The organism is Solibacillus sp. FSL K6-4121 (assembly GCF_038002585.1).
GTDB classification, from domain to species: Bacteria; Bacillota; Bacilli; order Bacillales_A; family Planococcaceae; genus Solibacillus; species Solibacillus faecavium.
Window position 1 is genome coordinate 910,001 of record NZ_JBBOCS010000001.1, and the last position, 25,705, is coordinate 935,705.

Sequence of the window (25,705 nt, forward strand, 5' to 3'; positions counted from 1 at the left end):
AGCGATTAGAAGTGAGAATGCCGGTATGAGTAGCGAAACATGGGTGAGAATCCCATGCACCGTATGACTAAGGTTTCCTGAGGAAGGCTCGTCCGCTCAGGGTTAGTCGGGACCTAAGCCGAGGCCGATAGGCGTAGGCGATGGACAACAGGTTGATATTCCTGTACCACCTCCTCACCGTTTGAGAAATGGGGGGACGCAGTAGGATAGGGTAAGCACGCCGTTGGTTGCGCGTGTTCAAGCAGTAAGGCGTGTATGTAGGCAAATCCGCATACTATAACGTTGAGCTGTGATGACGAGCTCTTATGAGCGAAGTTCCTGATTTCACACTGCCAAGAAAAGCCTCTATCGAGGTGAGAGGTGCCCGTACCGCAAACCGACACAGGTAGTCGAGGAGAGAATCCTAAGGTGTGCGAGAGAACTCTCGTTAAGGAACTCGGCAAAATGACCCCGTAACTTCGGGAGAAGGGGTGCTTCTTTGGGTGCATAGCCTAGAGAAGCCGCAGTGAATAGGCCCAGGCGACTGTTTAGCAAAAACACAGGTCTCTGCAAAACCGTAAGGTGACGTATAGGGGCTGACGCCTGCCCGGTGCTGGAAGGTTAAGAGGAGCGGTTAGCGCAAGCGAAGCTGTGAATTGAAGCCCCAGTAAACGGCGGCCGTAACTATAACGGTCCTAAGGTAGCGAAATTCCTTGTCGGGTAAGTTCCGACCCGCACGAAAGGCGTAACGATCTGGGCACTGTCTCAACGAGAGACTCGGTGAAATTATAGTACCTGTGAAGATGCAGGTTACCCGCGACAGGACGGAAAGACCCCGTGGAGCTTTACTGTAGCCTGATATTGAATTTTGGTACAACTTGTACAGGATAGGTAGGAGCCAGAGATCCCGGAGCGCCAGCTTCGGAGGAGGCGTCGGTGGGATACTACCCTGGTTGTATTGAACTTCTAACCCATGCCCCTTAGCGGGGTAGGAGACAGTGTCAGGCGGACAGTTTGACTGGGGCGGTCGCCTCCTAAAGAGTAACGGAGGCGCCCAAAGGTTCCCTCAGAATGGTTGGAAATCATTCGAAGAGTGTAAAGGCATAAGGGAGCTTGACTGCGAGACCTACAAGTCGAGCAGGGTCGAAAGACGGGCTTAGTGATCCGGTGGTTCCGCATGGAAGGGCCATCGCTCAACGGATAAAAGCTACCCCGGGGATAACAGGCTTATCTCCCCCAAGAGTCCACATCGACGGGGAGGTTTGGCACCTCGATGTCGGCTCATCGCATCCTGGGGCTGTAGTCGGTCCCAAGGGTTGGGCTGTTCGCCCATTAAAGCGGTACGCGAGCTGGGTTCAGAACGTCGTGAGACAGTTCGGTCCCTATCCGTCGTGGGCGTAGGAAATTTGAGAGGAGCTGTCCTTAGTACGAGAGGACCGGGATGGACACACCGCTGGTGTACCAGTTGTCTTGCCAAAGGCATCGCTGGGTAGCTATGTGTGGACGGGATAAGTGCTGAAAGCATCTAAGCATGAAGCCCCCCTCAAGATGAGATTTCCCATTACGCAAGTAAGTAAGACCCCTGAAAGACGATCAGGTAGATAGGTTCGAGGTGGAAGTGCGGTGACGCATGTAGCTGACGAATACTAATCGGTCGAGGACTTAACCACATTTTATTGCACAAATTCAATGAACCGTTTATCCAGTTTTGAAAGAATGAAATTCTTTCAATAGTGAAGTGATGATGGCAAAGAGGTCACACCCGTTCCCATACCGAACACGGAAGTTAAGCTCTTTAGCGCCGATGGTAGTTGGGGGCTTCCCCCTGTGAGAGTAGGACGTCGCTTCGCACACGCAAAACCACTGAATTTTCAGTGGTTTTTTTGTTGTTTAATAAGTTAGTACAAATTAATTTTCAAAAAAAAGTAGTTAAAAAAGAATATTAAATATGAAGGACTTTAATTATTGTCAAAGTTAAACTAAAATATCGGAGTTATTTAATAATCTGCGCAATCTGTTGGGATTGTCTTTCGCAGTAGTGAAAGTGAAAATTCACTGAGATATTTCACTAGCTAATGAGGGTTGTTGGCTAGTTTTTTTATTTGCATAATCGTCTTATAATAGAAGGACTATAATAAATGAGGTGACGACGGTGAAAAACAACCGACCAATTGTTCAAGCATTAAAAGAATTTGTAGCGAATGAACCGCAATCCCTTCATGTGCCTGGACATAAAAATGGGTTGCTTTCAAATTTACCAAGTGTGGTTAAGCGCGCATTAACATACGATGTAACCGAGTTGACAGGCTTAGATGACTTCCATCATCCAGAAACAATTATTTTACAAGCAGAACAGTTACTTGCTTCTACATATGGAGCAGACCGCAGTTTCTTTTTAGTTAACGGTTCTACAGTTGGTAACTTGGCGATGATTTATGCAACATGTCAAAGAGGGGATACGGTCCTTGTCCAACGTAATGCGCATAAATCTATTTTTCATGCTCTTGAACTAGTTGGGGTAAACCCAGTATATATTGCTCCTAAATGGCATACTGAAAGTCAAACTCCTGGCTGTATTGAATTGAATACACTGAGTTCTGCATTAGCGAGCTATCCATATGCAAAAGCAGCCATTTTTACATATCCAACTTATTATGGGGTAACAGCTAGTGATTTAGTGGAGCAAATTGACCTTTGCCACTCTTACAATATTCCTGTATTAGTGGATGAAGCACATGGAGCTCATTTGAAAGTGACAGAAAAACTGCCACAATCCGCTTTAGATGCCGGTGCAGACATTGTTGTACAGTCTGCTCATAAAACATTGCCGGCAATGACGATGGCCTCTTTTTTACATATGAAAACATCGCTAATAAGCGAACAAAGGGTAAACCATTATTTACGTATGTTACAATCAAGTAGTCCGTCCTATTTATTGTTAGCTTCACTCGATGATGCGAGAAGCTATGTTGCAAATTATACGGATATTGACTATTCCTATTTAATGGATAAACGTCAGCGATTTATTGAATCTTTAACATCATCGACAGAATTGCAAGTAGTAGAAGTCGATGATACGTTAAAATTATTAATTCGAGCACCTGGCTATTCAGGCTTCCAATTAAAAGAAGCATTAGAAAAAGAACAGGTTTATGTAGAGTTGGCTGATGCGAAACAAGTACTGATTATTTTGCCATTGTTAAAGCAGGGAGATAGTTATTCATTTGCTGATTTACGAATCCGAATGAAAGAAGCACTTATTCATTTGAAGGACTTACCAGGAAAGAAAGAGTATGATAATCAGGCTAATTTTGAAATGACACCTATTATAAAAGCGGAGTATAGCTTTGACGAAATTGAACGGGCTGAGAAAGAGTGGCTCCCGTATATGAGAGCAATCGGACGAGTGGCCGCTTCAACAATAATTCCATATCCACCCGGTATACCGTTATTTGTACCAGGTGAGAAAATCACAGTCGCAAAACTGAGTCAATTGGAAGAGCTTCTTGCGATTGGAGCAGTGTTCCAAGGGGAGCACCGTCTACAAGAGAAATTAATACAAGTCATAAAATAGATGCAGGGAGAATATAAAAATGCAAAGGAATTTATTTATTACATTTGAAGGCGGAGAAGGGGCAGGTAAAACGAGTGTGTTAAAAGCAATAGGTGACCGTCTCAAAGAAAGACAGATTGATGCTTTATTAACACGTGAACCAGGTGGGATTGAAATAGCAGAAAAAATCCGTGCTGTTATTTTAGATCCATCACATACTGAAATGCATGAACGGACAGAAGCATTACTATATGCAGCAGCACGTGCACAGCATTTTTATGAAAAAATAGTACCTGCTTTAGATAAAGGGAAACATGTACTATGTGACCGATTCATCGATTCGTCATTAGCGTATCAGGGCTATGCACGTGAAATCGGTGTTAATGAAGTATTGGCTATTAATGAATTTGCCATAGGAAAACGCCTTCCAGATGTGACTATATTCTTTAATATATCTCCTGAAAAAGGTTTAGCTCGTATTCATACAACCCGTACGGATGAATTAAACCGATTAGATGTAGAGAGTTTAACCTTCCATGAAAAAGTATATGAAGGCTACGAAGAGGCCATGAGACGTTATCCGGAACGCTTTAAAATTATTAATGCAGATCAGGAGTTAGAGCAAGTGATTGAGGATGTATGGATGATTTTAAATCCGTTATTAGGGTAAAAGTAAATGAAGTGTACCTTTTATTTATGATATAATAGAGGAACCAATTCAATGAAGGGGTGAGTACGGATGAAGTTAGTAGTAGCAGTAGTACAGGATCAAGATAGTAACCGTTTATCCAATGCATTAACGAAAAACAACTATCGGGCAACAAAATTAGCGAGTACAGGTGGTTTTTTACGGTCGGGAAATACGACATTTTTAATAGGTACGGATGATTCATTAATTCCAAAGTTGTTAGAAATTATTCGTGAAAACTGTCGTTCACGCGAGCAAATGGTCGCTCCTGTTTCACCAATGGGAGGGAATGCTGATTCCTACATCCCGTACCCTGTAGAAGTTGAAGTTGGTGGAGCGATTGTATTTGTATTGCCAATCGAACAATTCCATCATTTTTAATATCTTTCAACAGAATGAAAGATATTAAGGCCTCTGGTAGATATACGAATTCAGCATGTTCTTTCGAGGGCAAAGCGGATTTCGGATGCAATTATGCCGAGGCATAATTGACTTTTTGGAGGCGAATGATAAATGAAAATTAATCAGGATCTCCGGGTAAATTTGAATGCAAATCGTAATGATTTACGTCCAGCAAACCAAAATGGTAATCGTTTTGGAGATATGGTTGTAAAACAAGGTTCAAAAATGCAATCAGAGCAACTCACGAGACTTTTAGGCGATATATCAACAGCTGGTGATCGTGTAGCCCGTTCTCGAAATTTGAGGGAATTGGCACGTTTTAAAATGCTTATTAAACGCTTTTTACAAGAAGCCGTTGATTATGGTCTTGAAATGAAGCAATCCCATACATGGAATCGCTTTGGTGAAGGACGTCGCCTGAAAATTGTCGAAACAATTGATGAGCGACTTGTCGAATTAACCGAAGATATTTTAAATGAAGAAAAAGAGTCCATTGAGCTATTATCGAAAATTGGCGAAATTAAAGGACTATTAATAAATCTGTATATGTAAAATATGCCCGTGTCTTTGTTGTGCACTAGACACGGGCTTTTTTCCAAGCAGAAGATAAATTGTTTGAATTGTACATAGGACCATTCAAATAAAAAGAAGCAGTAAATGAAAAGGTGAAGGAAATGACACGAACTATTGAAGAGCTTACGAAGCTGCAGCCCGTAGTAATGAAGCAATTACAAACCATTGTAGAAAAAAATCGTTTAGCACATGCCTATATTTTTGAAGGTGAAAAAGGTACGGGCAAACGAGATGTCGTCTCTTTTTTTATGAAACTTCTCCTTTGCGGAAATTTGTCAAAAAATGTTCCATGTGAAACATGTCGAAATTGCAGACGTATTGATTCGGGAAATCATCCGAATATTTGGCAAATAGAGCCAGATGGTCAATTTATTAAAATTGATCAAATACGGGAATTAGTTGCTGAAGTGAAAATGACAGGTGTAGAGGAAGGGAAGAAAATTTATGTTCTGCATCATGCAGACAAATTAAATATTGCCTCTGCCAATATGCTTTTAAAGTTTTTAGAAGAGCCAGATGGACAAGTTGTGGCAATTTTATTAACAGAGCAAATTCAATCTATTATTCCTACAATTCGTTCACGTTGTCAGCAAATTAAATTTGCAAAAGCTCCCCGTATTAATTTAATGGAGCAGCTCATAGAACAAGGGCTTACAAAATCTATGGCATCGACAACAAGTATGGTAACGAATGATATTGATACAGCTTTTGCACTAGCAAATGATGAGCAGTTTGTACTTGCACGGAAAACAGTGTTAAAATTAGTAGAGATTGTTCATCAAAATATTCATGAAGCTTTATTATTCCTTCATGAAGAATGGCTTCCATTATTTAAAGAGAAAGAAGAAATGGAGCGGGCACTGGATTTATTGTTATTTGCGTATCGTGATATTGTTGCGATTAAAGCAAATCAACAAGCTGTGTCTACGTATCCCGATATGTATCAACGATTTAATGAGATGGCTTTAGTATTGACGTATGAAAAGTTATCGAGTCAAATGCAGGCAATATTACAAGCCCGAACAAACTTAAATCGTAATATGAATCGTACGTTATTGATGGAACAGCTTATGCTGAATCTTCAGGAGGGGTATACATTTGTATAATGTAGTCGGAGTTCGCTTTAAAAAAGCGGGTAAAATATATTATTTTGATCCAGCAGCATATATTTTGGATGTTGGAGAATATGTCATCGTAGAAACTGCACGCGGAATTGAATATGGCAAGGTAGTAGTGCCCATGCGACAAGTCGGGGAAAATGACGTTGTTTTACCATTAAAGCAAGTTGTTCGACCTGCAGATGAGCGTGATCGTTTTCAAGTAGAAGAAAATACATTTGAGTCAAAGCGGGCTTTTGATTTAGCGAATACGAAAATAATTGAACATTCGTTAGAAATGAAGCTCGTGGACGTAGAATATACATTTGATCGTAATAAAATTATTTTTTATTTTACAGCAGAGGGACGTGTAGATTTCCGAGAACTAGTAAAAGATTTAGCTAGTGTTTTCCGTACACGTATTGAACTTCGCCAAATAGGTGTTCGTGATGAAGCCAAATTACTTGGCGGAATAGGTCCTTGTGGAAGAATGCTTTGTTGTTCGACATTTTTAGGAGATTTTGAGCCAGTGTCAATTAAAATGGCAAAGGATCAAAATTTATCATTAAATCCGACAAAAATTTCCGGGCTATGCGGACGTTTAATGTGCTGCTTAAAATATGAAAATGATGATTATGAAATTGCAAAAGAAGGTATGCCCGACATTGGTGATCTATCTATGACACCAGAAGGAGAAGGCAAAGTCATCGGATTAAATGTATTAGAGCGACTTATTCAAGTATATTTAACGAAGCAGGAGCGTATGGTTGAATATACGCTTGAAGAGCTCATGCAGTATGAGAAAAATCTGATATAGATAGAATTAATGGGGTGGCTTGAGTGAAGGACCGTAATTTTTTAGATACTGTTATGGAGTTCGAACAACAGCTTGAATCAATGCAACAACAATTTAGCGCACTTAAGCAATTTGTTGCGCATATGATGGAGGAGCATCAGACGCTTCAAACAGAAAACCTTCACCTACGTACGCGTTTAGAGGAACTATTGGCGAATGAAGCGATTGCAAGTAAACAAGTTGAAGAGATAAAAAAGGAACCCGTAGATATTGGCGAAGGTTACGATAATTTAGCAAGGCTTTATAACGAAGGTTTCCACGTATGCCATGTGCATTTTGGTAGCTCGCGTAAAAGTGAAGATTGTTTGTTCTGTCTATCATTTTTAAATAAACAAAATGGTTAAAAAAAAAAGGCTGAATCTGCAAAAGTAGATATCAGTCTTTTGTTTAGGTAAGAATTTATAAATAGTAGTTATGTGGAGGATTGTGATTTGGAACAATGGTTAAAGAATGATGAACGACTGGACTATTTGCTTGCTGAAGATTTAAGAATTATTCAAAGTCCATCAGTCTTTTCGTTTTCATTAGATGCAGTATTATTAGCACGCTTTGTGCAAATCCCAAAAAGTAAAGGTCATATAATTGACCTTTGTTCGGGAAATGGAGTAATTCCGCTATTTTTGAGTGCTCGAACAAAGGCAAAGATTACAGGAGTAGAACTGCAACCTAGATTACATGACATGGCAACTCGCAGCATTGCCTATAATGATTTATCACATCAAATAGATATGCAATTGGGAGATGTAAAGGAAACACCACAAACATTGGGAATCGAAAAATACGATGTAGTTACATGTAATCCGCCGTATTTTTTAGCACACGAACTAAGTGAAAAAAATACGAGTGAACATTATGCGATTGCGAGGCATGAAATCCATTTAACACTAGACGAGGCAGTAGAAGCGGCAAGCCGTTTATTAAAGCAAGGTGGCAAGGCGGCTTTTGTGCACAGACCAGGTAGACTTTTGGATATTGTGACAGCAATGCGGGCAAATCGTTTAGAGCCGAAGCGAATTCAATTTGTCTATCCGAAACATGGGAAAGAAGCCAATACGCTATTAATCGAAGCGATAAAAGATGGTAAGCCTGATTTGAAAATTCTTCCTCCATTATACGTATATAAGGATGATAACGAATATACGGCAGAAGTGAGGGCACTTTTATATGGAGAAGGAAAATAAACATTATTTTTATGTGTTAGAGTGCAAAGATACATCATTCTATGCAGGTTATACAAACAATCTAGAGAAGCGTATTGCTGCCCATAATGCAGGTAAAGGTGCTAAATATACGCGCGCACGAGGTCCTGTAAAATGTATTTACTATGAAACCTTTACAACAAAGGAACAAGCGATGTCGGCTGAATATGCATTCAAACAACTTAAACGTTCTCAAAAAATTGATTATATTAGGAGGGCTTCAGATGAAATCACAGAAAAGTAGTCAACATGAGCAAGGAAGCTGCCTGTACTTAGTAGCCACACCAATTGGCAATTTAGAAGATATGACTATGCGAGCATTACGAATTCTAAAAGAAGTGGATATTATTGCTGCAGAAGATACGCGAAATACGAAAAAGCTATGTAATTACTATGATATACAAACACCGCTTATCAGTTATCATGAGCATAATATAGAAGTAGGTGGGGAGAAGTTATTGGGCTATTTGCGTGAAGGGAAATCCATCGCATTAGTAAGTGATGCGGGTCTACCGTGCATTTCAGATCCTGGTGCAGATATTGTAGTGAAAGCAATTGCCGAAGATTTTGCTGTCGTACCTATCCCAGGGGCAAATGCAGCATTGACCGCCTTGATTGCATCAGGCTTATCCCCTCAGCCCTTTTATTTCTTTGGTTTTTTAAAACGGAATAAAAAGGAACGTCGAGAGCAACTGGATAAATTATCGAAACGACAAGAAACGCTAATTTTTTATGAAGCACCTCATCGTTTAAAGGAAACTTTGAAAGATTTACAGCTTGTTTTAGGAAATCGTCAAATTACATTGGCACGTGAACTAACAAAGAAATTTGAAGAGTTTTTACGTGGGACTATAGAGGAAGCGATAGTGTGGGCAAGCGAAAATGAAATTCGAGGGGAATTTTGTATTGTTTTGGAAGGTAACACTGCTGATGAAATAGAAGATGAGGAAGAAAGCTATTGGACAAACATGTCTTTAGAAGAACATGTCTTTTATATAATAGAGGAAACGAAAGTTTCTTCAAAAGAAGCAATTAAAGAAGTAGCTAAATTACGCAATTTACCTAAACGCGATGTATATCAAGCATATCATCAATAAAAAAAGCATTGAAAAGTCATCTTACTTTTCAATGCTTTTTTCGTTTGGTAAAATAATACTTTATATTAGAAAAGTATCATTTACTTAGAAAATTTTTATTCACTTACTTTTTTAGGTTTGATTGGATTTCTTTCATTAATGCTTCTGCACCTTCAGAAGACAAGATTAATTTACCGCCTACTAAGCGCATGTTTTCATCAGAAACTTCACCAGTTACTGCACATGTCATGTTAGGCATATATTTTTTTAAGATAATTTTGTCGTCGTCTACGTAGATTTCTAAAGCATCCTTTTCTGCAATACCTAATGTACGGCGCAATTCAATTGGAATTACCACACGACCTAATTCGTCTACTTTACGTACGATACCTGTTGATTTCATAATTAATATTTCCTCCTATATTCTTAATTAACTTATTTAAATTTCGTCAAAATTCGACATTTACCTTGTCTATTTAGAATCATACCAACTAATACCATAAACGTCAATTAATTAGCATTCATAATTTCTTCGTTTGAGAAACTTTTTTGTCATATTTGTACTATAATGTGCAGATATGAAAAATATTTACCAAAAATTTTTTGCAATAGTCAAAAAGCTTTAAGAAATTCCCAATTTTGTGTGTTGATTTTTCGACATGTTGGGATTCCGATAAACTTTCATTGAAACAAGTTTCGTACTTGGTTAGAATAAAGATTATACTTAACAAACAAATGGAGGCACTTTCGTGAGTGAACAACAAACATTTTATATAACAACCCCAATTTATTATCCAAGCGGTAAGTTTCACATCGGTACCGCCTATACAACGGTTGCATCAGATGCAATAGCGCGGTATAAGCGTTTAAAAGGTTTTGATGTACGCTTTTTAACAGGTATGGACGAACACGGTCAAAAAATACAGGAAAAAGCGCAAGAGTCTGGTATGCACCCACAAGATTACGTAAACGAAATTGCAGAGAGTGCAAAGAAATTATGGGATACTATGGATATTTCCTATAATGACTTTATTCAAACTACTGAAAAGCGCCATGTTGATGCAGTCGAAAAGATTTTCCAAAAGTTTTTGGATAATGGCGATATTTATATAGGTGAATACGAAGGGTTATATTGTGTGCCTTGTGAATCTTACTATACTGAGACGCAATTAATGGACGGAAAGTGCCCGGATTGTGGTCGGGGTGTTCAAAAGGTAAATGAAGAATCTTACTTCTTTAATATGAAAAAGTATGCAGATCGATTACTTGCTTATTATGAGGATAATTTAGAATTTATAGAACCTGAATCTCGAAAAAATGAAATGATTAATAACTTCATTAAACCGGGATTGGAAGATTTATCGGTTTCTCGAACATCATTCGACTGGGGTATTAAAGTACCAGGAAATCCGAAACATGTTATTTATGTTTGGGTAGATGCTTTATCGAACTACATTACTTCATTAGGGTATGGTTCTGACAATGAAGAGTTGTTCAATAAATACTGGCCAGCCGATGTCCATGTAGTAGGTAAAGATATCGTGCGATTCCATACGATTTATTGGCCGATCTTCCTAATGGCCTTGGAGTTGCCTTTACCGAAAAAGATTTTTGCACACGGTTTCATTATGATGAAGGATGGCAAGATGTCGAAATCTAAAGGAAACGTTGTCTATCCAGAAATGTTAATCGAGCGATATGGTCTAGATGCGACACGCTATTTCTTATTACGTGAATTGCCATTTGGTCAAGATGGTGTCTTCTCACCAGAATCATTTGTGGAACGTACAAACTTTGATTTAGCAAATGACTTAGGAAATCTTTTAAATCGAACTGTTTCAATGATGAACAAGTATTTTGATGGAGAAATTCCTACTGAAAACTTACAGGAAACGGAATTTGATGCAGCTTTAAAATCACATGCTGAAAGTGTACGTATTAGATATGAAGAAAGTATGGAAAAAATGCAATTTAGTGTCGTACTTTCGGAGATTTGGTCACTTGTATCACGTACAAATAAGTATATTGATGAAACATCTCCTTGGGTATTGGCAAAAGACGAGGCGGATAGAAATAAGTTAGCTGCTGTAATGAATAATTTAGCAGAAAGTTTACGTCATATTGCAGTGCTGATTCAACCGTTTATGACAAATGCACCAAAGCAAATTATGGAGCAATTAGGACTAGATGATAAATTATTAGCATGGGACACAATTGAAACATTCGGCAATGTTATTCCAGGAAACATTAAAGTGGTAGAAAAAGGAACACCAATTTTCCCACGTTTAGATGCGGAAATTGAAGTGGCCTATATTCGTGAACAAATGCAAGGCTCTGTAAAAACAACAGAACAAGAAGAATCTACAAGTGTAGAAGCACCTAATACAGAAGAAATTTCAATAGACGATTTCATGAAAATTGATTTAAGAGTTGCGACAGTATTAGCTTGTGAACCGGTTGCAAAAGCGAAGAAGCTGTTAAAGTTACAAGTGGACTTAGGTTATGAGCAACGTCAAGTTGTTTCAGGTATTGCTGAGCATTATAAACCAGAAGAATTAGTTGGTAAAAAAGTAATTGTAGTAGCAAATTTAAAACCGGTTACATTGCGTGGAGAATTATCTCAAGGTATGATTTTAGCGGGCTCGCACGATGGCATATTAACATTGGCAACTGTCGATCCTAAATTGGCAAACGGTGCACAAGTGAAGTGATTTAAATGGAGTCTGTTGGACGAATGATGTTCAACAGGCTTTTGTATTTTAATCCGCTATAAAGTATATTGATATAATATTTTGTTGAGAGAAATAGTTAATTCTATAGTTATTTGGAATTATAATTACTATTTTTGAACAGGTAATATAACAAGGGGTTTTATTTTTGTAATTTGAATGTAATAATACTGAAAACTAAGAAATATGTTCACTGAGTACAATACACGATAGGAGAAATGATGATGAGCACATATATCGATACACATGTCCATTTAAACGCAGATCAGTATGAGGAAGATTTACATGAGGTAATTGACCGAGCAATTGCTGCAAAAATAGAAAAAATGGTTGTTATCGGCTTTGATAAAAAAACAATAGAACGAGCGATGCAACTTATAGAAGAGTTTGATTTTATTTATGCCGTGATTGGTTGGCATCCAGTAGATGCAATAGATTGTACAGATGAATACTTAAATTGGATTGAACAACTTGCAAAACATCCTAAAGTAGTTGGGATTGGTGAAACAGGACTGGATTATTATTGGGATAAATCACCGAAAGATATCCAACAGTACTGGTTCCGAAAGCAAATCCAACTAGCAAAAAAACTTAATTTGCCAATTATTATTCATAACCGTGATGCAACAGGAGATGTTGTTCGCATTTTACATGAAGAAGATGCAGCAGCTGTGGGTGGTATTATGCATTGTTTTGGTGGGAGTGTTGAAACTGCCCGTGAATGCATAGACATGAACTTTATGATTAGTTTAGGAGGACCTGTAACATTTAAAAATGCGCGTCAGCCAAAAGAAGTAGCCACTGAAATACCATTGGAACACCTATTAATAGAAACAGATGCTCCGTATTTAGCACCTCATCCTTACAGAGGGAAACGAAACGAACCTGCGTACGTTACTTTAGTCGCGGAGGAAATTGCACGACTTAAGGAATTACCAGTGGAAGAAGTTGCCTTAAAAACGACTGAAAATGCAAAGCGCTTTTTTAAAATTGATTAATAACCATGAAGTAAAATTGCAAAATAAATAATCCAAAAAAATATTTATCAAATTGATGGAATACTTATTTGGATTATTTTTTATTTGGAATTGATTAAAGTTTTAATACGTCTCCAATACTAGTTGTGTCACGAGTTTAAATAAAACACCCAATTTTACAAAAATTCATTTCTATTGACAGTACGAAAAGTAGTCGCGTATAATCCAACTTTGTATTAAGGAGGCGTTATTTTCATGTCAAATCAATCCATGAAAAGCCAGTTCTTAGGATCATTGAGGAGTAAGCAAACAGGAATTCGGGTTTTATCGGTAGTCCTGTTTGTATCTGTAATTGCATTCGTTCTTTATCATGGAACGAAAACTCCCGTTACGCTTATTGCAAACGGTGAGACATCAAAATTATACACACACGCAACTACGGTTGATGAGCTACTTACAGCTCAAAATATAGATTTAACTAATTATGATAAAGTATCACCCTCACTGAGCACCAAGATTGATAGTGGAATGTCAATCGAATGGGAACAGGCAAAAGAAATAGTAATTTCAGTTGATGGAAATCAGTCAAAAGTTTGGACAACTGAAAAAGTAGTGAAGAACATTTTGGAAGAAGCAAATATTGAAGTAACAGAGCAGGATCTTGTATCACAAAGCTTAGATACAGAAGTAGGAGCCGATAACAAAATCGATATTCAAAAGGCGTTTCAGTTAACGCTTGTCGATGGCACAAAAGAGAGACAAGTATGGTCCACTTCGACTACGGTCGCTAACTTTTTAAAACAACAAGAGATTCAACTAGGTGAATCGGATCGTGTCGATAAAAATTTGGAGGACGTTATCACTCCGAATGATAAAATCGCAGTTGTTCGCGTAGAAAAGGTTACCGATGTAGTGGAGGAATCAGTAGATTTCCCAATTGAAAGAAAAAACGATTCTTCGTTATTGAAGGGTAAAGAGAAAGTTGTAACAGAAGGTAAAAAAGGTAAAGTCGAGCGTACGTATAATATCGTGAAAGAAAACGGTAAAGTTGTATCTAAAAAGGTAGCTTCTGAAAAAATAATTGACCAACCGAAAACAAAGGTTTTATCAGTAGGTACAAAAGTTGTAACTGCAAAAGTATCACGTTCTAGTGAACCGAAGTCAGGAAAAGAGTTTTATGTTGAAGCAACTGCATATACACCACACTGCACAGGCTGCTCAGGTATATCAGCAGCTGGTCTTAACCTGCGCGCAAATCCAGATATGAAGGTTATTGCGGTGGATCCTCGTATTATCCCATTAGGCACAAAAGTTTGGGTTGAGGGCTATGGTAACGCGGTAGCTGCAGATACAGGTGGAGCTATTAAAGGTAATAAGATTGACGTTTTAGTACCAACAAAATCTGAGGCATATAACTGGGGACGTAAAAAAGTACGTCTTAAAGTATTAAAATAATATCCCGTAAATTAAACAAATAGAAATGTGTTTGTTAAAGAATATTCTTATCATCTGTTAGTCGCCACAGCTCTTGGCTTTTTGGAAGTTTTACAGTAATTTTCAATATAGGGGTTTGGATTAGTAGAGATAAAGTATATTCTATAAAATATTATTCCAAAATGTATAGTAGCTTTCTCGCTTTTTGACTGATAGCGAGGAAGCTTTTTTCGCTGTATTGGAAATAATCAAATGTAGGATTCAGAGTTGTACGGGGGATATGTGCTTTAGCTCAAATAGTAAGTACAGAAGTAACAAAACGCATTCTATGGTAAAATAGCGAAAGACTATGTTAGAAAAGAGGAACATTTCTTGGATATTCAAGAGATTATTGTTGTCGAAGGAAAAGATGATACAACTGCAATTAAGCGTGCGACAGGTGCAGATACAATTGAAACAAATGGCTCAGCAATTTCGGATGAAGTATTACGTAGAATTGCACATGCGCAAAAGAAACGAGGCGTCATCGTTTTTACTGACCCGGATTACCCTGGACGCCGAATTCGTGCCATTATTGAAGAGCGTATCCCCGGAGTAAAACATGCATTTTTAGCAAAGGCAAAAACCATTGCAAAAAACGGCAAAGGTTTAGGGGTTGAGCATGCGAGTGATGAAGATATTCGTGAAGCATTAAGTAATGTATATACATTAGCTGAATCACAAATTGATGAGAAAATTACATTGGAAGATTTAATGATAGCCAAACTGATAGGTCACCCCCAATCGAAAAAGCGACGTGAACAGTTAGGGGAAATTTTAAATATAGGAATGACAAACGGGAAGCAATTGCATAAACGATTAATGATGTTTCAGATTTCAATCGAGCAATTCGCAGAAGCCATTTTGCAATTAGATCAGGAGGATATGCATGTATAAAGACATTGCCACACCGGTACGTACTAAGGAAATTTTAGAGAAGTACGGATTTTCATTTAAAAAAAGTTTAGGACAGAACTTTTTAATAGATCCCAATATTTTACGAAACATTGTTAGCCATGCGAATTTAACAGAAAATAGTGGGGCGATTGAAGTCGGTCCTGGTATTGGTGCATTAACAGAGCATTTAGCGCGGGAAGCCAAGAAGGTTGTATCGTTTGAGATTGACCAACGACTGTTGCCAGTATTGGAAGATACGCTCAGCCCTTATAATAATGTAAAAATTGTTCATTCAGACATTTTAAAAGCAGATGTAGAACAAGTAATTGCTGAGGAAATGCCGGGCATTGAAGATATAATGGTTGTAGCAAATTTACCTTATTACGTTACAACACCAATTTTAATGAAACTTTTGAATGATCGTTTACCTATTCGTGGCTTTGTGGTCATGATGCAGAAGGAAGTAGCGGACCGTATTACCGCAAAACCAGGTACGAAAGCGTATGGTTCATTATCCATTGCAATTCAATATTACGTAACTGCAGAAATTGCCATGATTGTACCGAAGACGGTATTCATGCCACAGCCTAATGTAGATTCTGCGGTTATTCGACTTATAAAACATGAAACACCGCCAGTTAAAGTCATTGATGAAGACTTTTTATTCGAAGTTTCTCGTGCATCGTTTGCACAACGTCGCAAAACGATTTTAAATAATTTACAAAACGGACTTGTAAATGGGAAACAAAATAAAGAGCTCATTATTCAAGCTCTAGCAGAAGCGGGGATTGATCCAAGTCGCCGTGGCGAAACGTTGAGTATTCAAGAATTTGGAAAATTATCAGATTGCTTACATCCAGCCTTTTGTGTTCGACAATAATGTGAATGTAGAGTTGAAAAAACTTCAGAAAAACTTCAGAAAAAAGTTGACGGCTTCGAATAGCGGTGATAAAATATTATATTTTATTGACATTTAAAATACACTGTGTTAAACTGGTTTATAGTGAGGTGTATGCAAAAATGCCAAAAACGTTAGCAGACATTAAAAAATCATTAGATAGTCACTTGGGTAAACGTTTGCAATTAAAAGCAAATGGAGGCCGCAAGAAAACGATTGAATGTGAGGGTGTCTTAAGTGATACTTATCACGCAGTGTTCGTTATCGAACTAAAGCAAGAGGATAATGCGAATAAACGCGTCTCTTACAGTTACACAGATATACTTACTGAAGCAGTAGAGATTACTTTTTTAGATGATGCTGTTGCTACCATCAAATAGTTTTTCTAGTACTTATTTTAATATTTTTTAAAAAAGCGCTCATTTTATATGAGTGTTTTTTTATTTTTTACACATGCTAAGTGCGTCAACGAAAAGGGAGGTTTTTTGCATGGCGAAACAAAAAATCATGTCTAGCCGTCTAAAGGAAGAGATTGCAAAAGAACTTGGATTTTATGACGTAGTGGAACGTGAGGGTTGGGGCGGTATTAAATCCCGTGATGCAGGAAACATGGTAAAGCGTGCAATTGAAATGGCCGAGAATAACTTAGCCAAACAGAACTCGCAGAACAACCAAAAGTAAGTTGACGAAAAGTGACACCCTTAAGCAAGGTAATCCTTGCGAGGGTGTTCTTTTTATAAGTTGAAATATGCGTAAAAAGTATCTACTTTAGTACATTGCTCAAGCACGTCGTATGTTAAAATAGGTATATTAATAAATTGATTACGTAATTAAAATTGCGTGCCTTATCTAGTAGGAGGAATTTTCAATGTTGTATGTAAAAGCACCCGCTAAAATTAATTTAACACTCGATGTGCTTTATAAGCGTCCAGATAATTATCATGAAGTAGAGATGGTTATGACTACGGTTGATTTAGCTGACCGGATTGGACTCGAGACGCGTAAAGACGGACAAATTAAAATTATCTCGGCCGATAATTTTGTGCCGGATGACCAACGTAATTTCGCTTATCAAGCGGCTGAGCTAATTAAAAGTACATACGATATTAAAGAAGGCGTCGACATTTCAATTGAAAAACAAATTCCAATTGCGGCAGGTTTAGCTGGCGGAAGTAGCGATGCAGCTGCTACGTTGCGCGGTTTAAATGAGCTTTGGAATTTAAATTTATCTTTAGACGAGCTAGCTGAACTAGGTTCGAAAATTGGTTCCGATGTATCGTTCTGTGTATACGGTGGTACGGCCCTAGCAACTGGGCGCGGAGAAAAAATTCAGGAACTAACAGCACCCCCAACTTGTTGGGTTGTATTAGCAAAGCCGAAAATTGGCGTTTCTACTGCAGATGTATATGGTGGATTAAATATTGAAGGTTTAAATCATCCAAATACAAAACAAATGATAAAAGCTATTGAGACGGATGATTATGAATTAATGTGCCAGTCGCTTGGAAATGTTTTGGAAACTGTAACATTTAAATTACATCCAGAAGTAATTACGATTAAAGAGCAGATGCAACGCTTTGGTGCTGATGCCGTACTGATGAGTGGCAGTGGTCCGACAGTGTTTGGCCTAGTCGAAAATGAAGCACGTGTTAGTCGCATTTACAATGGATTAAGAGGTTTTTGTGAGGAAGTATATGTAGTTCGTATGTTAGGGGAACGTAATCCACTTGCATAAATACGTATAATTATGGTAATTTGACTATTAAATATTCGTATTTTAATTATTAATGTTTAGGAGAGGGTCGCATGAAATGGAAGCGTAGTGAACGCCTTGTAGATATGACTTATTATTTACTTGAGCATCCACATCAGTTGATCCCGCTAACTTATTTTTCTGAGCTTTACAGTTCTGCAAAGTCTTCGATTAGTGAAGATTTAACAATTGTAAAGGAAACATTTGAAGAAAAAGGAATCGGGTTATTGACAACCGTACCTGGCGCAGCAGGTGGTGTTAAATATATTCCTAGAATGGCGGAACATGAAGTTCGTCAAATTACTAGGGAATTAATTGCTGAATTAAGCCAATCAGATCGTCTACTTCCTGGTGGGTATTTGTTTATGACGGATTTATTGGGAAATCCTGAGTTGATGAATCGTGTAGGGAAAGTATTTGCGAGTGCATTTGGTGACCAAAAAATTGATGTCATCATGACAGTTGCAACAAAGGGTATTTCAATTGCCCATGCGATTGCAAGACATTTAAATGTGCCTGTAGTCGTAGTCCGTCGTGACAGCAAAGTAACAGAGGGTTCAACTGTAAGTATAAATTATGTATCAGGATCTTCCCGTCGTATTCAAACGATGGTTTTATCTAAGCGTAGTATGAAAAGCGGCCAGCGCGTATTAATTACCGATGATTTTATGAAAGTCGGAGGTACGATGAATGGAATGAAAAACTTACTAGAAGAATTTGATTGTGAACTTGCAGGTATTGCTGTCTTAGTCGAAGCAGAACATGCAGATGAAACACTAGTAGGAGACTATTATTCATTAGTAAAGCTACAAGAAGTAAATGAGAAAGATCGCACTATTGCATTAAGTGAAGGTAATTTTTTTCAAAAGGGGAGAAATTAGTATGAAAACAGTATCAACAACAAATGCACCTGCAGCAATCGGACCATATGCACAAGGGATCGTCGTAAATAATATGTTTTACTCTTCAGGTCAAATCCCACTTACAGCATCAGGGGAACTAGTAGAAGGCGATATTGAAGTACAGACACATCAAGTATTTGAAAACTTAAAGGCAGTTTTGGCTGCTGCAGGTTCGTCTTTAAATCAGGTTGTAAAAACAACAGTATTTATGAAAGACATGAATGATTTTGCTGCAATGAATGAAGTGTATGCAAGTCATTTTGGCGATCATAAACCAGCACGGTCGGCAGTAGAAGTTGCGCGGCTTCCGAAAGATGTACAAGTTGAAATTGAAGTTATAGCGTTAGTTAAATAATAATACAGCCTACACCTTTACTATAGAAAAGGGTGTAGGTTTTTCTATTTTATAAATGTTATTATAGATTTTTTCGTTGAATTATTACAAAATAATAAATAAAACGCAGAATATTTTGTTTATTTTAACAATTATAAAAATTGTAGATAGAAAAAAATTACATTCTATTGTATTCTATGATAAAAGGTGCAATTTAAGTGATTAAATGAATGGAAGAGAAGAAATTCCCTTTTTTTCAGTATTACAAAATGAAGCACCTAAGTATAGGGGGAGAATTCATAATGGAAATAACAGACGTAAGATTACGACGTGTTCAAACAGATGGACGTATGCGCGCAATTGCATCAATTACACTAGATGATGAATTTGTTATTCATGATATTCGTGTAATTGATGGAAATACTGGTTTATTTGTAGCGATGCCAAGTAAAAGAACACCAGATGGTGAATTCCGGGATATCGCACACCCAATCAATTCGAATACACGTAATAAAATCCAGGACATCGTTTTAGAGGCATTCCATGCTTCGGCTGATGAAAATCAGGGCGATGCTATGGAATTGGAAGAAGCAAATGTTTAATAATAAAACTAAGGGGTCACTCATTTGAGGAGGCTCTTTTTTTATTTTTTTGATAAAAATGTTCTATAACAGAAAAAAAGGGAATAATGTCGAAAAAGCCATAATAATTATATATTTTAATCGCATTTAAATATGTGATTTCAAACTTTTGTCAAGTCTGAATACCTTGAAAAGATTGTGAATTTACTATATAGTCATAAGAGAAAATGAGCTGAAAATGGAGGACTTGTAATATGACAAATATTTATGCAGTTGTCTTGGCTGCTGGTCAAGGTACACGAATGAAGTCCAAATTATATAAAGTGCTTCACCCAGTATGTGGAAAACCAATGGTAGAACATGTAATCGACCATATTGGTTCTCTCGATGTTGAACGCGTCGTGACTGTTGTAGGACATGGTGCAGAGCTTGTTCAAGAAACACTTGGAAATAAAAGTGAGTATGTTTTACAAGCAGAGCAACTTGGTACTGCACACGCTGTTCAGCAAGCAGAGCCTATTTTAAAAGGACTTACTGGAACTACACTTGTAGTATGTGGAGATACGCCTTTAATTCGTCCTGAAACAATGCAAGCATTACTAGATCACCATGCTTCAGAAAATGCAAAAGCTACTATTTTGACAGCGGTTACAGATAACCCTACCGGCTACGGACGTATTTTACGTAACGAAGATGGTCAGGTTTCTCAAATTGTTGAGCAAAAAGATGCAACACAGGAGCAACAGCTTGTAAAAGAAATAAATACAGGTACTTACTGCTTTGATAATGAAGCGTTATTTGAGGCCCTAAAGCAAGTGAAAAATGAAAATGCACAGGGTGAATACTATTTACCGGATGTCATTGAAATCCTTCAAAAGCAAGGTGAAATTGTTGCAGCACATGTGACAGATAGCTTTGATGAAACGCTGGGTGTTAATGATCGCTTTGCGCTGTCTCAAGCTGAAGAGTTAATGCGAGCTCGTATTAATGAACGTCATATGAGAAATGGTGTAACGATTATTAATCCGGCAACTACACATATTAGTGCAGATGCGATTATTGGCAGTGACTCTGTTATTTTACCTGGTGTAATTATTGAAGGTAAAACGGTAATTGGGGAAGACTGCAAAATTGGTCCGAACAGCCACATCGTTGATAGCCAAATTGGAAATAAAACTACGATTCACAGTTCAGTTGTGCTAAATAGCCAAGTGGGTGATGAAACGGCAGTTGGTCCATTTGCGCATTTACGTCCGGAATCGTCATTAGGAAACCATGTAAAAATTGGTAACTTTGTGGAAGTTAAGAAAAGCACGCTAGGTGATGATACAAAAGTGTCCCACTTAAGTTATATTGGTGATGCAGAAGTAGGCAGCAATGTAAATATTGGTTGTGGTTCTATTACTGTGAACTATGATGGTAAAAATAAATATAAGACAATTATTGAAGACGATGTATTTATTGGATGCAATTCAAATTTAGTTGCCCCGGTAACTTTGAAAAAAGGGTCATTTATTGCAGCTGGCTCAACAATTACAAAAGAAGTTCCAGAAGATGCATTAGCGATTGCACGTGCTCGTCAGGAAAATAAGCTAGGCTATATGAGTAAATTAAATTCAAAATAAAATTATTTAAAATACAGGAGGCCATCATGCCGTATCAATACGCTGACTCAAAATTAAAAATCTTCTCATTAAATTCAAACAATCCCCTTGCAAAAGAGATTGCTGATGAAATGGGTGTAGAACTAGGGAAATCATCTGTAAAACACTTCAGTGATGGAGAAGTCCAAATTAGCATTGAAGAAAGTATTCGAGGAATGGATGTATTTATCGTTCAATCTACTTCTGCTCCTGTTAATGAACATTTAATGGAACTTTTAATTATGATTGATGCTGTTAAACGTGCATCTGCTCGCACGGTAAACGTTGTTATGCCTTACTATGGCTATGCACGTCAAGACCGTAAAGCAAAAGCGCGTGAACCAATTACTGCTAAATTAGTAGCAAATCTTCTCGAGACTGCCGGTGCAACTCGTGTAATCGTATTAGATTTACACGCACCTCAAATTCAAGGTTTCTTCGATATTTTAATTGACCATTTAGTGGCAGTACCACTACTTGCTGAACATTTCGGTTCTAAAGGATTTAAAGAAGAGGAATTAGTAATCGTTTCTCCAGACCATGGTGGAGTAACACGTGCTCGTAAAATGGCTGAGCGCTTAAAAGCTCCAATTGCCATTATTGATAAACGTCGTCCAAAGCCGAATGTAGCGGAAGTTATGAACATTGTTGGTAATGTAGAAGGTAAAGTATGTATTTTAATCGATGATATTATTGATACGGCAGGTACAATTACGATTGGTGCAGAGGCATTAATTAAGAGTGGTGCAAAAGAAGTTTATGCTTGCTGTTCTCACCCAGTATTATCTGGTCCAGCAATTGAGCGTATTGAAAATTCTTCAATTAAAGAGTTGGTTGTAACAAATACCATTCAATTAAGCGAAGATAAAATTTCTCCAAAAGTTAAGCAATTATCTGTTGCTAAATTAATGGCAGATGCAATCTCTCGTGTTTATGAAAATAAATCAGTTAGTACATTATTTGATTAATAAAATTTGGACAGCTCAGGGATATTATTCCCTGGGCTGTTTTTCTTTTTTGATTGAGATATAACTATTAATTTTTTAAAAAGTCAGATTATTAATATGTTTAATTTCTACAAATGCAGGGTAAATAAACTATTGTATAACTACTTAAGGGGGACGATGGAATATGACTGCAGTTTTAAAAGCAAAAAAGCGCAATACTGGGAAACGTTCGACATTAACCCAACTTAGAAAAGATGGTCAGTTAGCAGGTGTGCTATATGGCTACGAAACAAATACAACGCCGATTTCGTTAGATTATAGAGAAACGGCAAAGGTAGTTCAAACATATGGTACAGCAAGCGTGTTTAAAATTGAAGTAGACGGGAAAAGAGTAAATGCAGTACTTACTGATATCCAACGTGATGCAATTAAAGGTCTTGTAAAACACGTTGACTTCCTTGCTATCAATATGAAAGAAGAGCTTGAAGTAGATGTTCCTGTAGCATTTATAGGAACTTCAGTTGGTGTGAAGGAAGGTGGAGTGTTAACTCAACCGAATCATACATTAAAAGTGAAAGTAAATCCAAGCGATATTCCAGATACTGTAGAAATTGATGTATCCGGATTAGAAGTTGGTGATACGTTATCTGTGGGTAATGTTCGTGATCAGTTTACAGGATTTTCAATAGTACAAGATGACGATTATACATTAGCAACGGTAACACCACCAGCGGCACCAGTTGAAGATGTTAATGCAGATGCAGAAAATGTTACAGCCGATGATGTTGAAGCAACGGGAGAAAAATTAACACCTGAAAAACCAGGTAGAGAAGATTAGCATTTAAAAAAGTCGCCCTATAGGGTGGCTTTTTTTTTGCTTCAAAAAAGCTTCGACATCCGAAAGAAAATCAGTATAATAATATGAAGATGCGTAAATATTAAGAAAAATCAGAGGGATTTATGAGAACACATAATGAAAAGATGAGTATTTATCATGGAATGGCTTCTGCCGTTGCACAAAATACTTCAAATAGCTATATTCCAATATTTGCTATGACCATTCTCGGTGCAACAAATTATCAGGTGGGGTTAATTAGTTCTTTACCACCACTCATTACATTACTAATGACATTACCTGCCGCCATTTTACTGAATCGGTCTATTGAACAAAAAAGGCTTGTTGCTTTTTCTGTATTAGCCGCGCGCTTTGTATTTTTGCTAATTGCATTTGTTAGTTATGTGCCTGGAAGCTTTGGTTCATGGCTGCTTTTAGCATTAATTGCTGCGATGAGTGTACCGAATACGATGGCTAATATGGGGTGGCAATCTTTTATCGGGAATATTATCGAGGAAACACGCAGGGCACAGTTTTTCAGTGATCGTAACAGATTGTTAACAATTGTAGGCTTAATTGTCACACTCACTATTGGCGTTGTTATGAAAGATATGACGGCTAATCAAATAGCTTATCAAATCTTATTTATGTTTACTTTTGTTGTTGGGATTGTAGAGCTCTATTTTTTATTAAAACACAATGAGCCTGTACGAGAACTAAGTTTGGAAAAGAAGCGTGCGATGGATTGGTCCATTTTTAAAAATAATAAGTATGTATTGTTTTTAATTGTTGCCCTTATTTTTAACTTTGGTTGGCAAATGGCATGGGGACTTTTTAATATTTATAATGTACGTTATGCAGGAGCAACTATTTTTTGGATTAGTATGTTCAATGTAGCGAATATGTCGGCACAAATATTCTCCTTTTCATTATGGCGGAAGTGGTCTCAAAAATATGGCAATATGTATGTATTCGTCTGGGTAGCCTTTGGCATGTCGACAGCACCTTTACTAATGGTTTTATCGACAAACCTTTATTATTTAGTAGTAATGTCATTGATTTCAGGGTTATTCGTTTCAGGAACTGTATTAATATTGTTTAATTTATTGCTGGAAAACTCACCACAGGAAGTGCGTACTTATTGTATTACGACTTATAATGTGTTACTTGCCACTATAGCATTTACTTCCCCTCAAATCGGCATTTGGCTCCTCGAAGCATATACGATGGAAGTAGCAATGTATTTATCGACAGTTGTACGTTTTCTAGCAGCGGTAGGCTTTTTCGTGCTGTATATGGTGAGGAAAAAAAGAGATAGTTCGTTAGCGCCATACTAATCGGTGATGCATACGTTCTAAGAGAATGTGTGATAAAATAAAGGCGATTAGAGAAAAAGGATGCGATTACTAGTGAAATTAATTATTGGATTAGGGAATCCAGGGAAACCATATGAACATACACGTCATAATATAGGTTTTGATGTGATTGATGAATTAGCAAATCGGTGGAATGCACCATTAAACCAGACAAAATTTAATGGCATGTATGCAACGGTTCATCGTCCTGAAGGAAAAGTCATTTTATTGAAGCCATTAACATATATGAATTTATCAGGAGAAAGTGTAAGACCTTTAATGGATTATTTTGATATAGAAATTGAAGATATTATTGTTATTTATGATGATTTAGATTTAGAAACGGGTAAACTAAGATTACGCAGCAAGGGAAGCGCTGGTGGTCATAATGGGATTAAATCTTTAATACAGCATTTAGGTACACAAGAATTTAATCGAATCCGTGTCGGTGTGAATCGTCCTCCTGCAGGCATGAAAGTGGCTGATTATGTATTATCGAAGTTTTCAAAAGATGATCAGCCTATAGTAAAAGATGCTATTGATAAGAGTTGTGATGCAATTGAAACAGCATTAACAAAGCCATTTTTGGAAGTGATGAACAAATTCAACGGCGCATAAATTAATTAAATGATGGCTATACTTTAACATACATAAGTGTTTTAAAGGAGGCCATGGGAGATGCCTGTACGCTACCTATGTAGACATTGTAAGGTAGAGATTGGTACTTTACCTTTTGAGGCGGAAGAGACAATTCAAAAACTTCATTTATTTGAAATAGGTGAAATAGATGATTATCTTGAAAAAAACGAGCGTGGAGAAACGACAATTCATAGTATTTGTGAGCACTGTGAAGATTCCTTGCGTCAGTTCCCAGATTATTATGCGCTTAAAAAATGGTTACAGTAAAGGAGTTGCTTTGGTCGCATACAGTGCGCCAAGGCTTTTTCCGTTTCTATAT

The 25,705-nt window shown here is 37.5% G+C and carries 28 protein-coding genes and 2 rRNA genes (1 of these 30 only partly in view); 29 read left to right on the top strand and 1 reads right to left on the bottom strand.

Annotated features, from left to right (window positions below):
- The 12 genes from MHH95_RS04610 to rsmI form a co-directional block, all read left to right on the top strand.
- Positions 1-1,649: ribosomal RNA gene (locus tag MHH95_RS04610) — 23S ribosomal RNA — on the top strand (it extends 1,280 nt beyond the left edge of the window).
- Between the two features lie 64 nt (positions 1,650-1,713).
- A 5S ribosomal RNA gene (gene rrf, locus MHH95_RS04615) occupies positions 1,714-1,829 on the top strand.
- 302 nt (positions 1,830-2,131) lie between these two features.
- Positions 2,132-3,553: an aminotransferase class I/II-fold pyridoxal phosphate-dependent enzyme gene (locus MHH95_RS04620; protein ID WP_340726591.1), complete on the top strand. Its 1,422-nt coding sequence runs from the start codon at positions 2,132-2,134 to the stop codon at positions 3,551-3,553.
- 19 nt (positions 3,554-3,572) lie between these two features.
- Positions 3,573-4,202, top strand: a complete 630-nt coding sequence (gene tmk, locus MHH95_RS04625) for a dTMP kinase (RefSeq protein ID WP_340726592.1) — start codon at positions 3,573-3,575, stop codon at positions 4,200-4,202.
- A 69-nt stretch (positions 4,203-4,271) separates the two neighbouring features.
- Positions 4,272-4,601 carry a cyclic-di-AMP receptor gene (locus MHH95_RS04630; protein ID WP_191701748.1) on the top strand — a complete coding sequence of 110 codons (330 nt, stop codon included), beginning with the start codon at positions 4,272-4,274 and terminating at the stop codon, positions 4,599-4,601.
- A gap of 132 nt (positions 4,602-4,733) precedes the next feature.
- Positions 4,734-5,174, top strand: coding sequence for a YaaR family protein (locus MHH95_RS04635; protein WP_191701747.1), 441 nt, complete (start codon positions 4,734-4,736; stop codon positions 5,172-5,174).
- A 122-nt stretch (positions 5,175-5,296) separates the two neighbouring features.
- Entirely contained in the window at positions 5,297-6,301 is a 1,005-nt protein-coding gene (gene holB / locus MHH95_RS04640) for a DNA polymerase III subunit delta' (protein ID WP_340726593.1), read from the top strand.
- Positions 6,294-7,109 carry a PSP1 domain-containing protein gene (locus MHH95_RS04645; RefSeq protein ID WP_191701745.1) on the top strand — a complete coding sequence of 272 codons (816 nt, stop codon included), beginning with the start codon at positions 6,294-6,296 and terminating at the stop codon, positions 7,107-7,109. Before holB ends, MHH95_RS04645 begins: the two co-directional genes overlap by 8 nt.
- 23 nt (positions 7,110-7,132) lie before the next feature.
- Entirely contained in the window at positions 7,133-7,492 is a 360-nt protein-coding gene (gene yabA, locus MHH95_RS04650; protein WP_340726594.1) for a DNA replication initiation control protein YabA, read from the top strand.
- 87 nt (positions 7,493-7,579) lie between these two features.
- Positions 7,580-8,329 carry a tRNA1(Val) (adenine(37)-N6)-methyltransferase gene (locus MHH95_RS04655; RefSeq protein WP_340726595.1) on the top strand — a complete coding sequence of 250 codons (750 nt, stop codon included), beginning with the start codon at positions 7,580-7,582 and terminating at the stop codon, positions 8,327-8,329.
- The gene (locus tag MHH95_RS04660; RefSeq protein ID WP_191701742.1) at positions 8,313-8,591 is read left to right on the top strand and encodes a GIY-YIG nuclease family protein; all 279 of its coding nucleotides are present in this window, start codon (positions 8,313-8,315) and stop codon (positions 8,589-8,591) included. Before MHH95_RS04655 ends, MHH95_RS04660 begins: the two co-directional genes overlap by 17 nt.
- Complete coding sequence (rsmI, locus tag MHH95_RS04665; protein ID WP_340726596.1) at positions 8,572-9,444, top strand: 16S rRNA (cytidine(1402)-2'-O)-methyltransferase; 873 nt, start codon at positions 8,572-8,574, stop codon at positions 9,442-9,444. The genes MHH95_RS04660 and rsmI overlap by 20 nt, the downstream gene beginning before the upstream one ends.
- Positions 9,445-9,547: 103 nt before the next feature.
- Here rsmI and MHH95_RS04670 read toward each other — a convergent pair whose 3' ends face one another.
- Positions 9,548-9,826, bottom strand: a complete 279-nt coding sequence (locus MHH95_RS04670; protein WP_191701740.1) for an AbrB/MazE/SpoVT family DNA-binding domain-containing protein — start codon at positions 9,824-9,826, stop codon at positions 9,548-9,550.
- A gap of 346 nt (positions 9,827-10,172) precedes the next feature.
- On the opposite strand from MHH95_RS04670, the gene metG reads away from it, so the two are divergent.
- The 17 genes from metG to MHH95_RS04755 all read left to right on the top strand — a co-directional run bounded on the left by metG (position 10,173) and on the right by MHH95_RS04755 (position 25,653).
- On the top strand, positions 10,173-12,134 hold the full coding sequence (gene metG, locus MHH95_RS04675) for a methionine--tRNA ligase (RefSeq protein WP_340726597.1): 1,962 nt from the start codon (positions 10,173-10,175) through the stop codon (positions 12,132-12,134).
- 242 nt (positions 12,135-12,376) lie between these two features.
- A complete protein-coding gene (locus MHH95_RS04680; RefSeq protein WP_340726598.1) occupies positions 12,377-13,150 on the top strand; it encodes a TatD family hydrolase in 774 nt (257 codons plus the stop codon).
- Positions 13,151-13,384: 234 nt separating this feature from the next.
- Positions 13,385-14,584, top strand: coding sequence for a ubiquitin-like domain-containing protein (locus MHH95_RS04685; RefSeq protein WP_340726599.1), 1,200 nt, complete (start codon positions 13,385-13,387; stop codon positions 14,582-14,584).
- Between the two features lie 351 nt (positions 14,585-14,935).
- Positions 14,936-15,499, top strand: a complete 564-nt coding sequence (gene rnmV, locus MHH95_RS04690) for a ribonuclease M5 (RefSeq protein ID WP_340726600.1) — start codon at positions 14,936-14,938, stop codon at positions 15,497-15,499.
- Positions 15,492-16,379 carry a 16S rRNA (adenine(1518)-N(6)/adenine(1519)-N(6))-dimethyltransferase RsmA gene (gene rsmA / locus MHH95_RS04695; RefSeq protein ID WP_340726601.1) on the top strand — a complete coding sequence of 296 codons (888 nt, stop codon included), beginning with the start codon at positions 15,492-15,494 and terminating at the stop codon, positions 16,377-16,379. Before rnmV ends, rsmA begins: the two co-directional genes overlap by 8 nt.
- Positions 16,380-16,519: 140 nt before the next feature.
- Positions 16,520-16,777, top strand: a complete 258-nt coding sequence (veg, locus tag MHH95_RS04700; RefSeq protein ID WP_191701734.1) for a biofilm formation stimulator Veg — start codon at positions 16,520-16,522, stop codon at positions 16,775-16,777.
- 109 nt (positions 16,778-16,886) lie between these two features.
- On the top strand, positions 16,887-17,078 hold the full coding sequence (locus MHH95_RS04705) for a small, acid-soluble spore protein, alpha/beta type (protein ID WP_191701733.1): 192 nt from the start codon (positions 16,887-16,889) through the stop codon (positions 17,076-17,078).
- 187 nt (positions 17,079-17,265) lie between these two features.
- Positions 17,266-18,132, top strand: a complete 867-nt coding sequence (ispE, locus tag MHH95_RS04710; protein ID WP_191701732.1) for a 4-(cytidine 5'-diphospho)-2-C-methyl-D-erythritol kinase — start codon at positions 17,266-17,268, stop codon at positions 18,130-18,132.
- Between the two features lie 71 nt (positions 18,133-18,203).
- Positions 18,204-19,031, top strand: coding sequence for a pur operon repressor (purR, locus tag MHH95_RS04715; protein ID WP_191701731.1), 828 nt, complete (start codon positions 18,204-18,206; stop codon positions 19,029-19,031).
- A 1-nt stretch (position 19,032) separates the two neighbouring features.
- The gene (locus MHH95_RS04720) at positions 19,033-19,407 is read left to right on the top strand and encodes a RidA family protein (protein ID WP_191701730.1); all 375 of its coding nucleotides are present in this window, start codon (positions 19,033-19,035) and stop codon (positions 19,405-19,407) included.
- A gap of 281 nt (positions 19,408-19,688) precedes the next feature.
- Positions 19,689-19,988, top strand: a complete 300-nt coding sequence (gene spoVG / locus MHH95_RS04725) for a septation regulator SpoVG (RefSeq protein WP_340726603.1) — start codon at positions 19,689-19,691, stop codon at positions 19,986-19,988.
- Positions 19,989-20,221: 233 nt separating this feature from the next.
- A complete protein-coding gene (gene glmU / locus MHH95_RS04730; RefSeq protein ID WP_340726604.1) occupies positions 20,222-21,592 on the top strand; it encodes a bifunctional UDP-N-acetylglucosamine diphosphorylase/glucosamine-1-phosphate N-acetyltransferase GlmU in 1,371 nt (456 codons plus the stop codon).
- Positions 21,593-21,618: 26 nt separating this feature from the next.
- Entirely contained in the window at positions 21,619-22,578 is a 960-nt protein-coding gene (locus MHH95_RS04735) for a ribose-phosphate diphosphokinase (protein ID WP_191701727.1), read from the top strand.
- A 163-nt stretch (positions 22,579-22,741) separates the two neighbouring features.
- A complete protein-coding gene (locus MHH95_RS04740; protein ID WP_340726605.1) occupies positions 22,742-23,395 on the top strand; it encodes a 50S ribosomal protein L25/general stress protein Ctc in 654 nt (217 codons plus the stop codon).
- Positions 23,396-23,538: 143 nt separating this feature from the next.
- Positions 23,539-24,729 (top strand): MFS transporter, encoded by a 1,191-nt coding sequence (locus tag MHH95_RS04745; RefSeq protein WP_340726606.1) that lies wholly within the window; start codon positions 23,539-23,541, stop codon positions 24,727-24,729.
- Between the two features lie 72 nt (positions 24,730-24,801).
- The gene (gene pth, locus MHH95_RS04750) at positions 24,802-25,365 is read left to right on the top strand and encodes an aminoacyl-tRNA hydrolase (protein ID WP_340726607.1); all 564 of its coding nucleotides are present in this window, start codon (positions 24,802-24,804) and stop codon (positions 25,363-25,365) included.
- Between the two features lie 60 nt (positions 25,366-25,425).
- Positions 25,426-25,653: an anti-sigma-F factor Fin gene (locus MHH95_RS04755; RefSeq protein WP_191701723.1), complete on the top strand. Its 228-nt coding sequence runs from the start codon at positions 25,426-25,428 to the stop codon at positions 25,651-25,653.
- Positions 25,654-25,705 lie beyond the last annotated feature (52 nt).

What these genes read in the sequence shown, in the direction of transcription:
- veg (WP_191701734.1), top strand. Translation starts at nt 16,520, where the DNA reads ATGCCAAAAACGTTAGCAGACATTAAAAAATCATTAGATAGTCACTTG.
- MHH95_RS04660 (WP_191701742.1), top strand. Translation starts at nt 8,313, where the DNA reads ATGGAGAAGGAAAATAAACATTATTTTTATGTGTTAGAGTGCAAAGAT.
- MHH95_RS04735 (WP_191701727.1), top strand. Translation starts at nt 21,619, where the DNA reads ATGCCGTATCAATACGCTGACTCAAAATTAAAAATCTTCTCATTAAAT.
- glmU (WP_340726604.1), top strand. Translation starts at nt 20,222, where the DNA reads ATGACAAATATTTATGCAGTTGTCTTGGCTGCTGGTCAAGGTACACGA.
- MHH95_RS04720 (WP_191701730.1), top strand. Translation starts at nt 19,033, where the DNA reads ATGAAAACAGTATCAACAACAAATGCACCTGCAGCAATCGGACCATAT.
- MHH95_RS04745 (WP_340726606.1), top strand. Translation starts at nt 23,539, where the DNA reads ATGAGTATTTATCATGGAATGGCTTCTGCCGTTGCACAAAATACTTCA.
- rsmI (WP_340726596.1), top strand. Translation starts at nt 8,572, where the DNA reads ATGAAATCACAGAAAAGTAGTCAACATGAGCAAGGAAGCTGCCTGTAC.
- rsmA (WP_340726601.1), top strand. Translation starts at nt 15,492, where the DNA reads ATGTATAAAGACATTGCCACACCGGTACGTACTAAGGAAATTTTAGAG.
- MHH95_RS04705 (WP_191701733.1), top strand. Translation starts at nt 16,887, where the DNA reads ATGGCGAAACAAAAAATCATGTCTAGCCGTCTAAAGGAAGAGATTGCA.
- holB (WP_340726593.1), top strand. Translation starts at nt 5,297, where the DNA reads ATGACACGAACTATTGAAGAGCTTACGAAGCTGCAGCCCGTAGTAATG.
- ispE (WP_191701732.1), top strand. Translation starts at nt 17,266, where the DNA reads ATGTTGTATGTAAAAGCACCCGCTAAAATTAATTTAACACTCGATGTG.
- MHH95_RS04755 (WP_191701723.1), top strand. Translation starts at nt 25,426, where the DNA reads ATGCCTGTACGCTACCTATGTAGACATTGTAAGGTAGAGATTGGTACT.
- purR (WP_191701731.1), top strand. Translation starts at nt 18,204, where the DNA reads ATGAAATGGAAGCGTAGTGAACGCCTTGTAGATATGACTTATTATTTA.
- MHH95_RS04630 (WP_191701748.1), top strand. Translation starts at nt 4,272, where the DNA reads ATGAAGTTAGTAGTAGCAGTAGTACAGGATCAAGATAGTAACCGTTTA.
- MHH95_RS04740 (WP_340726605.1), top strand. Translation starts at nt 22,742, where the DNA reads ATGACTGCAGTTTTAAAAGCAAAAAAGCGCAATACTGGGAAACGTTCG.
- spoVG (WP_340726603.1), top strand. Translation starts at nt 19,689, where the DNA reads ATGGAAATAACAGACGTAAGATTACGACGTGTTCAAACAGATGGACGT.
- MHH95_RS04685 (WP_340726599.1), top strand. Translation starts at nt 13,385, where the DNA reads ATGTCAAATCAATCCATGAAAAGCCAGTTCTTAGGATCATTGAGGAGT.
- MHH95_RS04680 (WP_340726598.1), top strand. Translation starts at nt 12,377, where the DNA reads ATGAGCACATATATCGATACACATGTCCATTTAAACGCAGATCAGTAT.
- tmk (WP_340726592.1), top strand. Translation starts at nt 3,573, where the DNA reads ATGCAAAGGAATTTATTTATTACATTTGAAGGCGGAGAAGGGGCAGGT.
- MHH95_RS04670 (WP_191701740.1), bottom strand. Translation starts at nt 9,826, where the DNA reads ATGAAATCAACAGGTATCGTACGTAAAGTAGACGAATTAGGTCGTGTG.
- MHH95_RS04635 (WP_191701747.1), top strand. Translation starts at nt 4,734, where the DNA reads ATGAAAATTAATCAGGATCTCCGGGTAAATTTGAATGCAAATCGTAAT.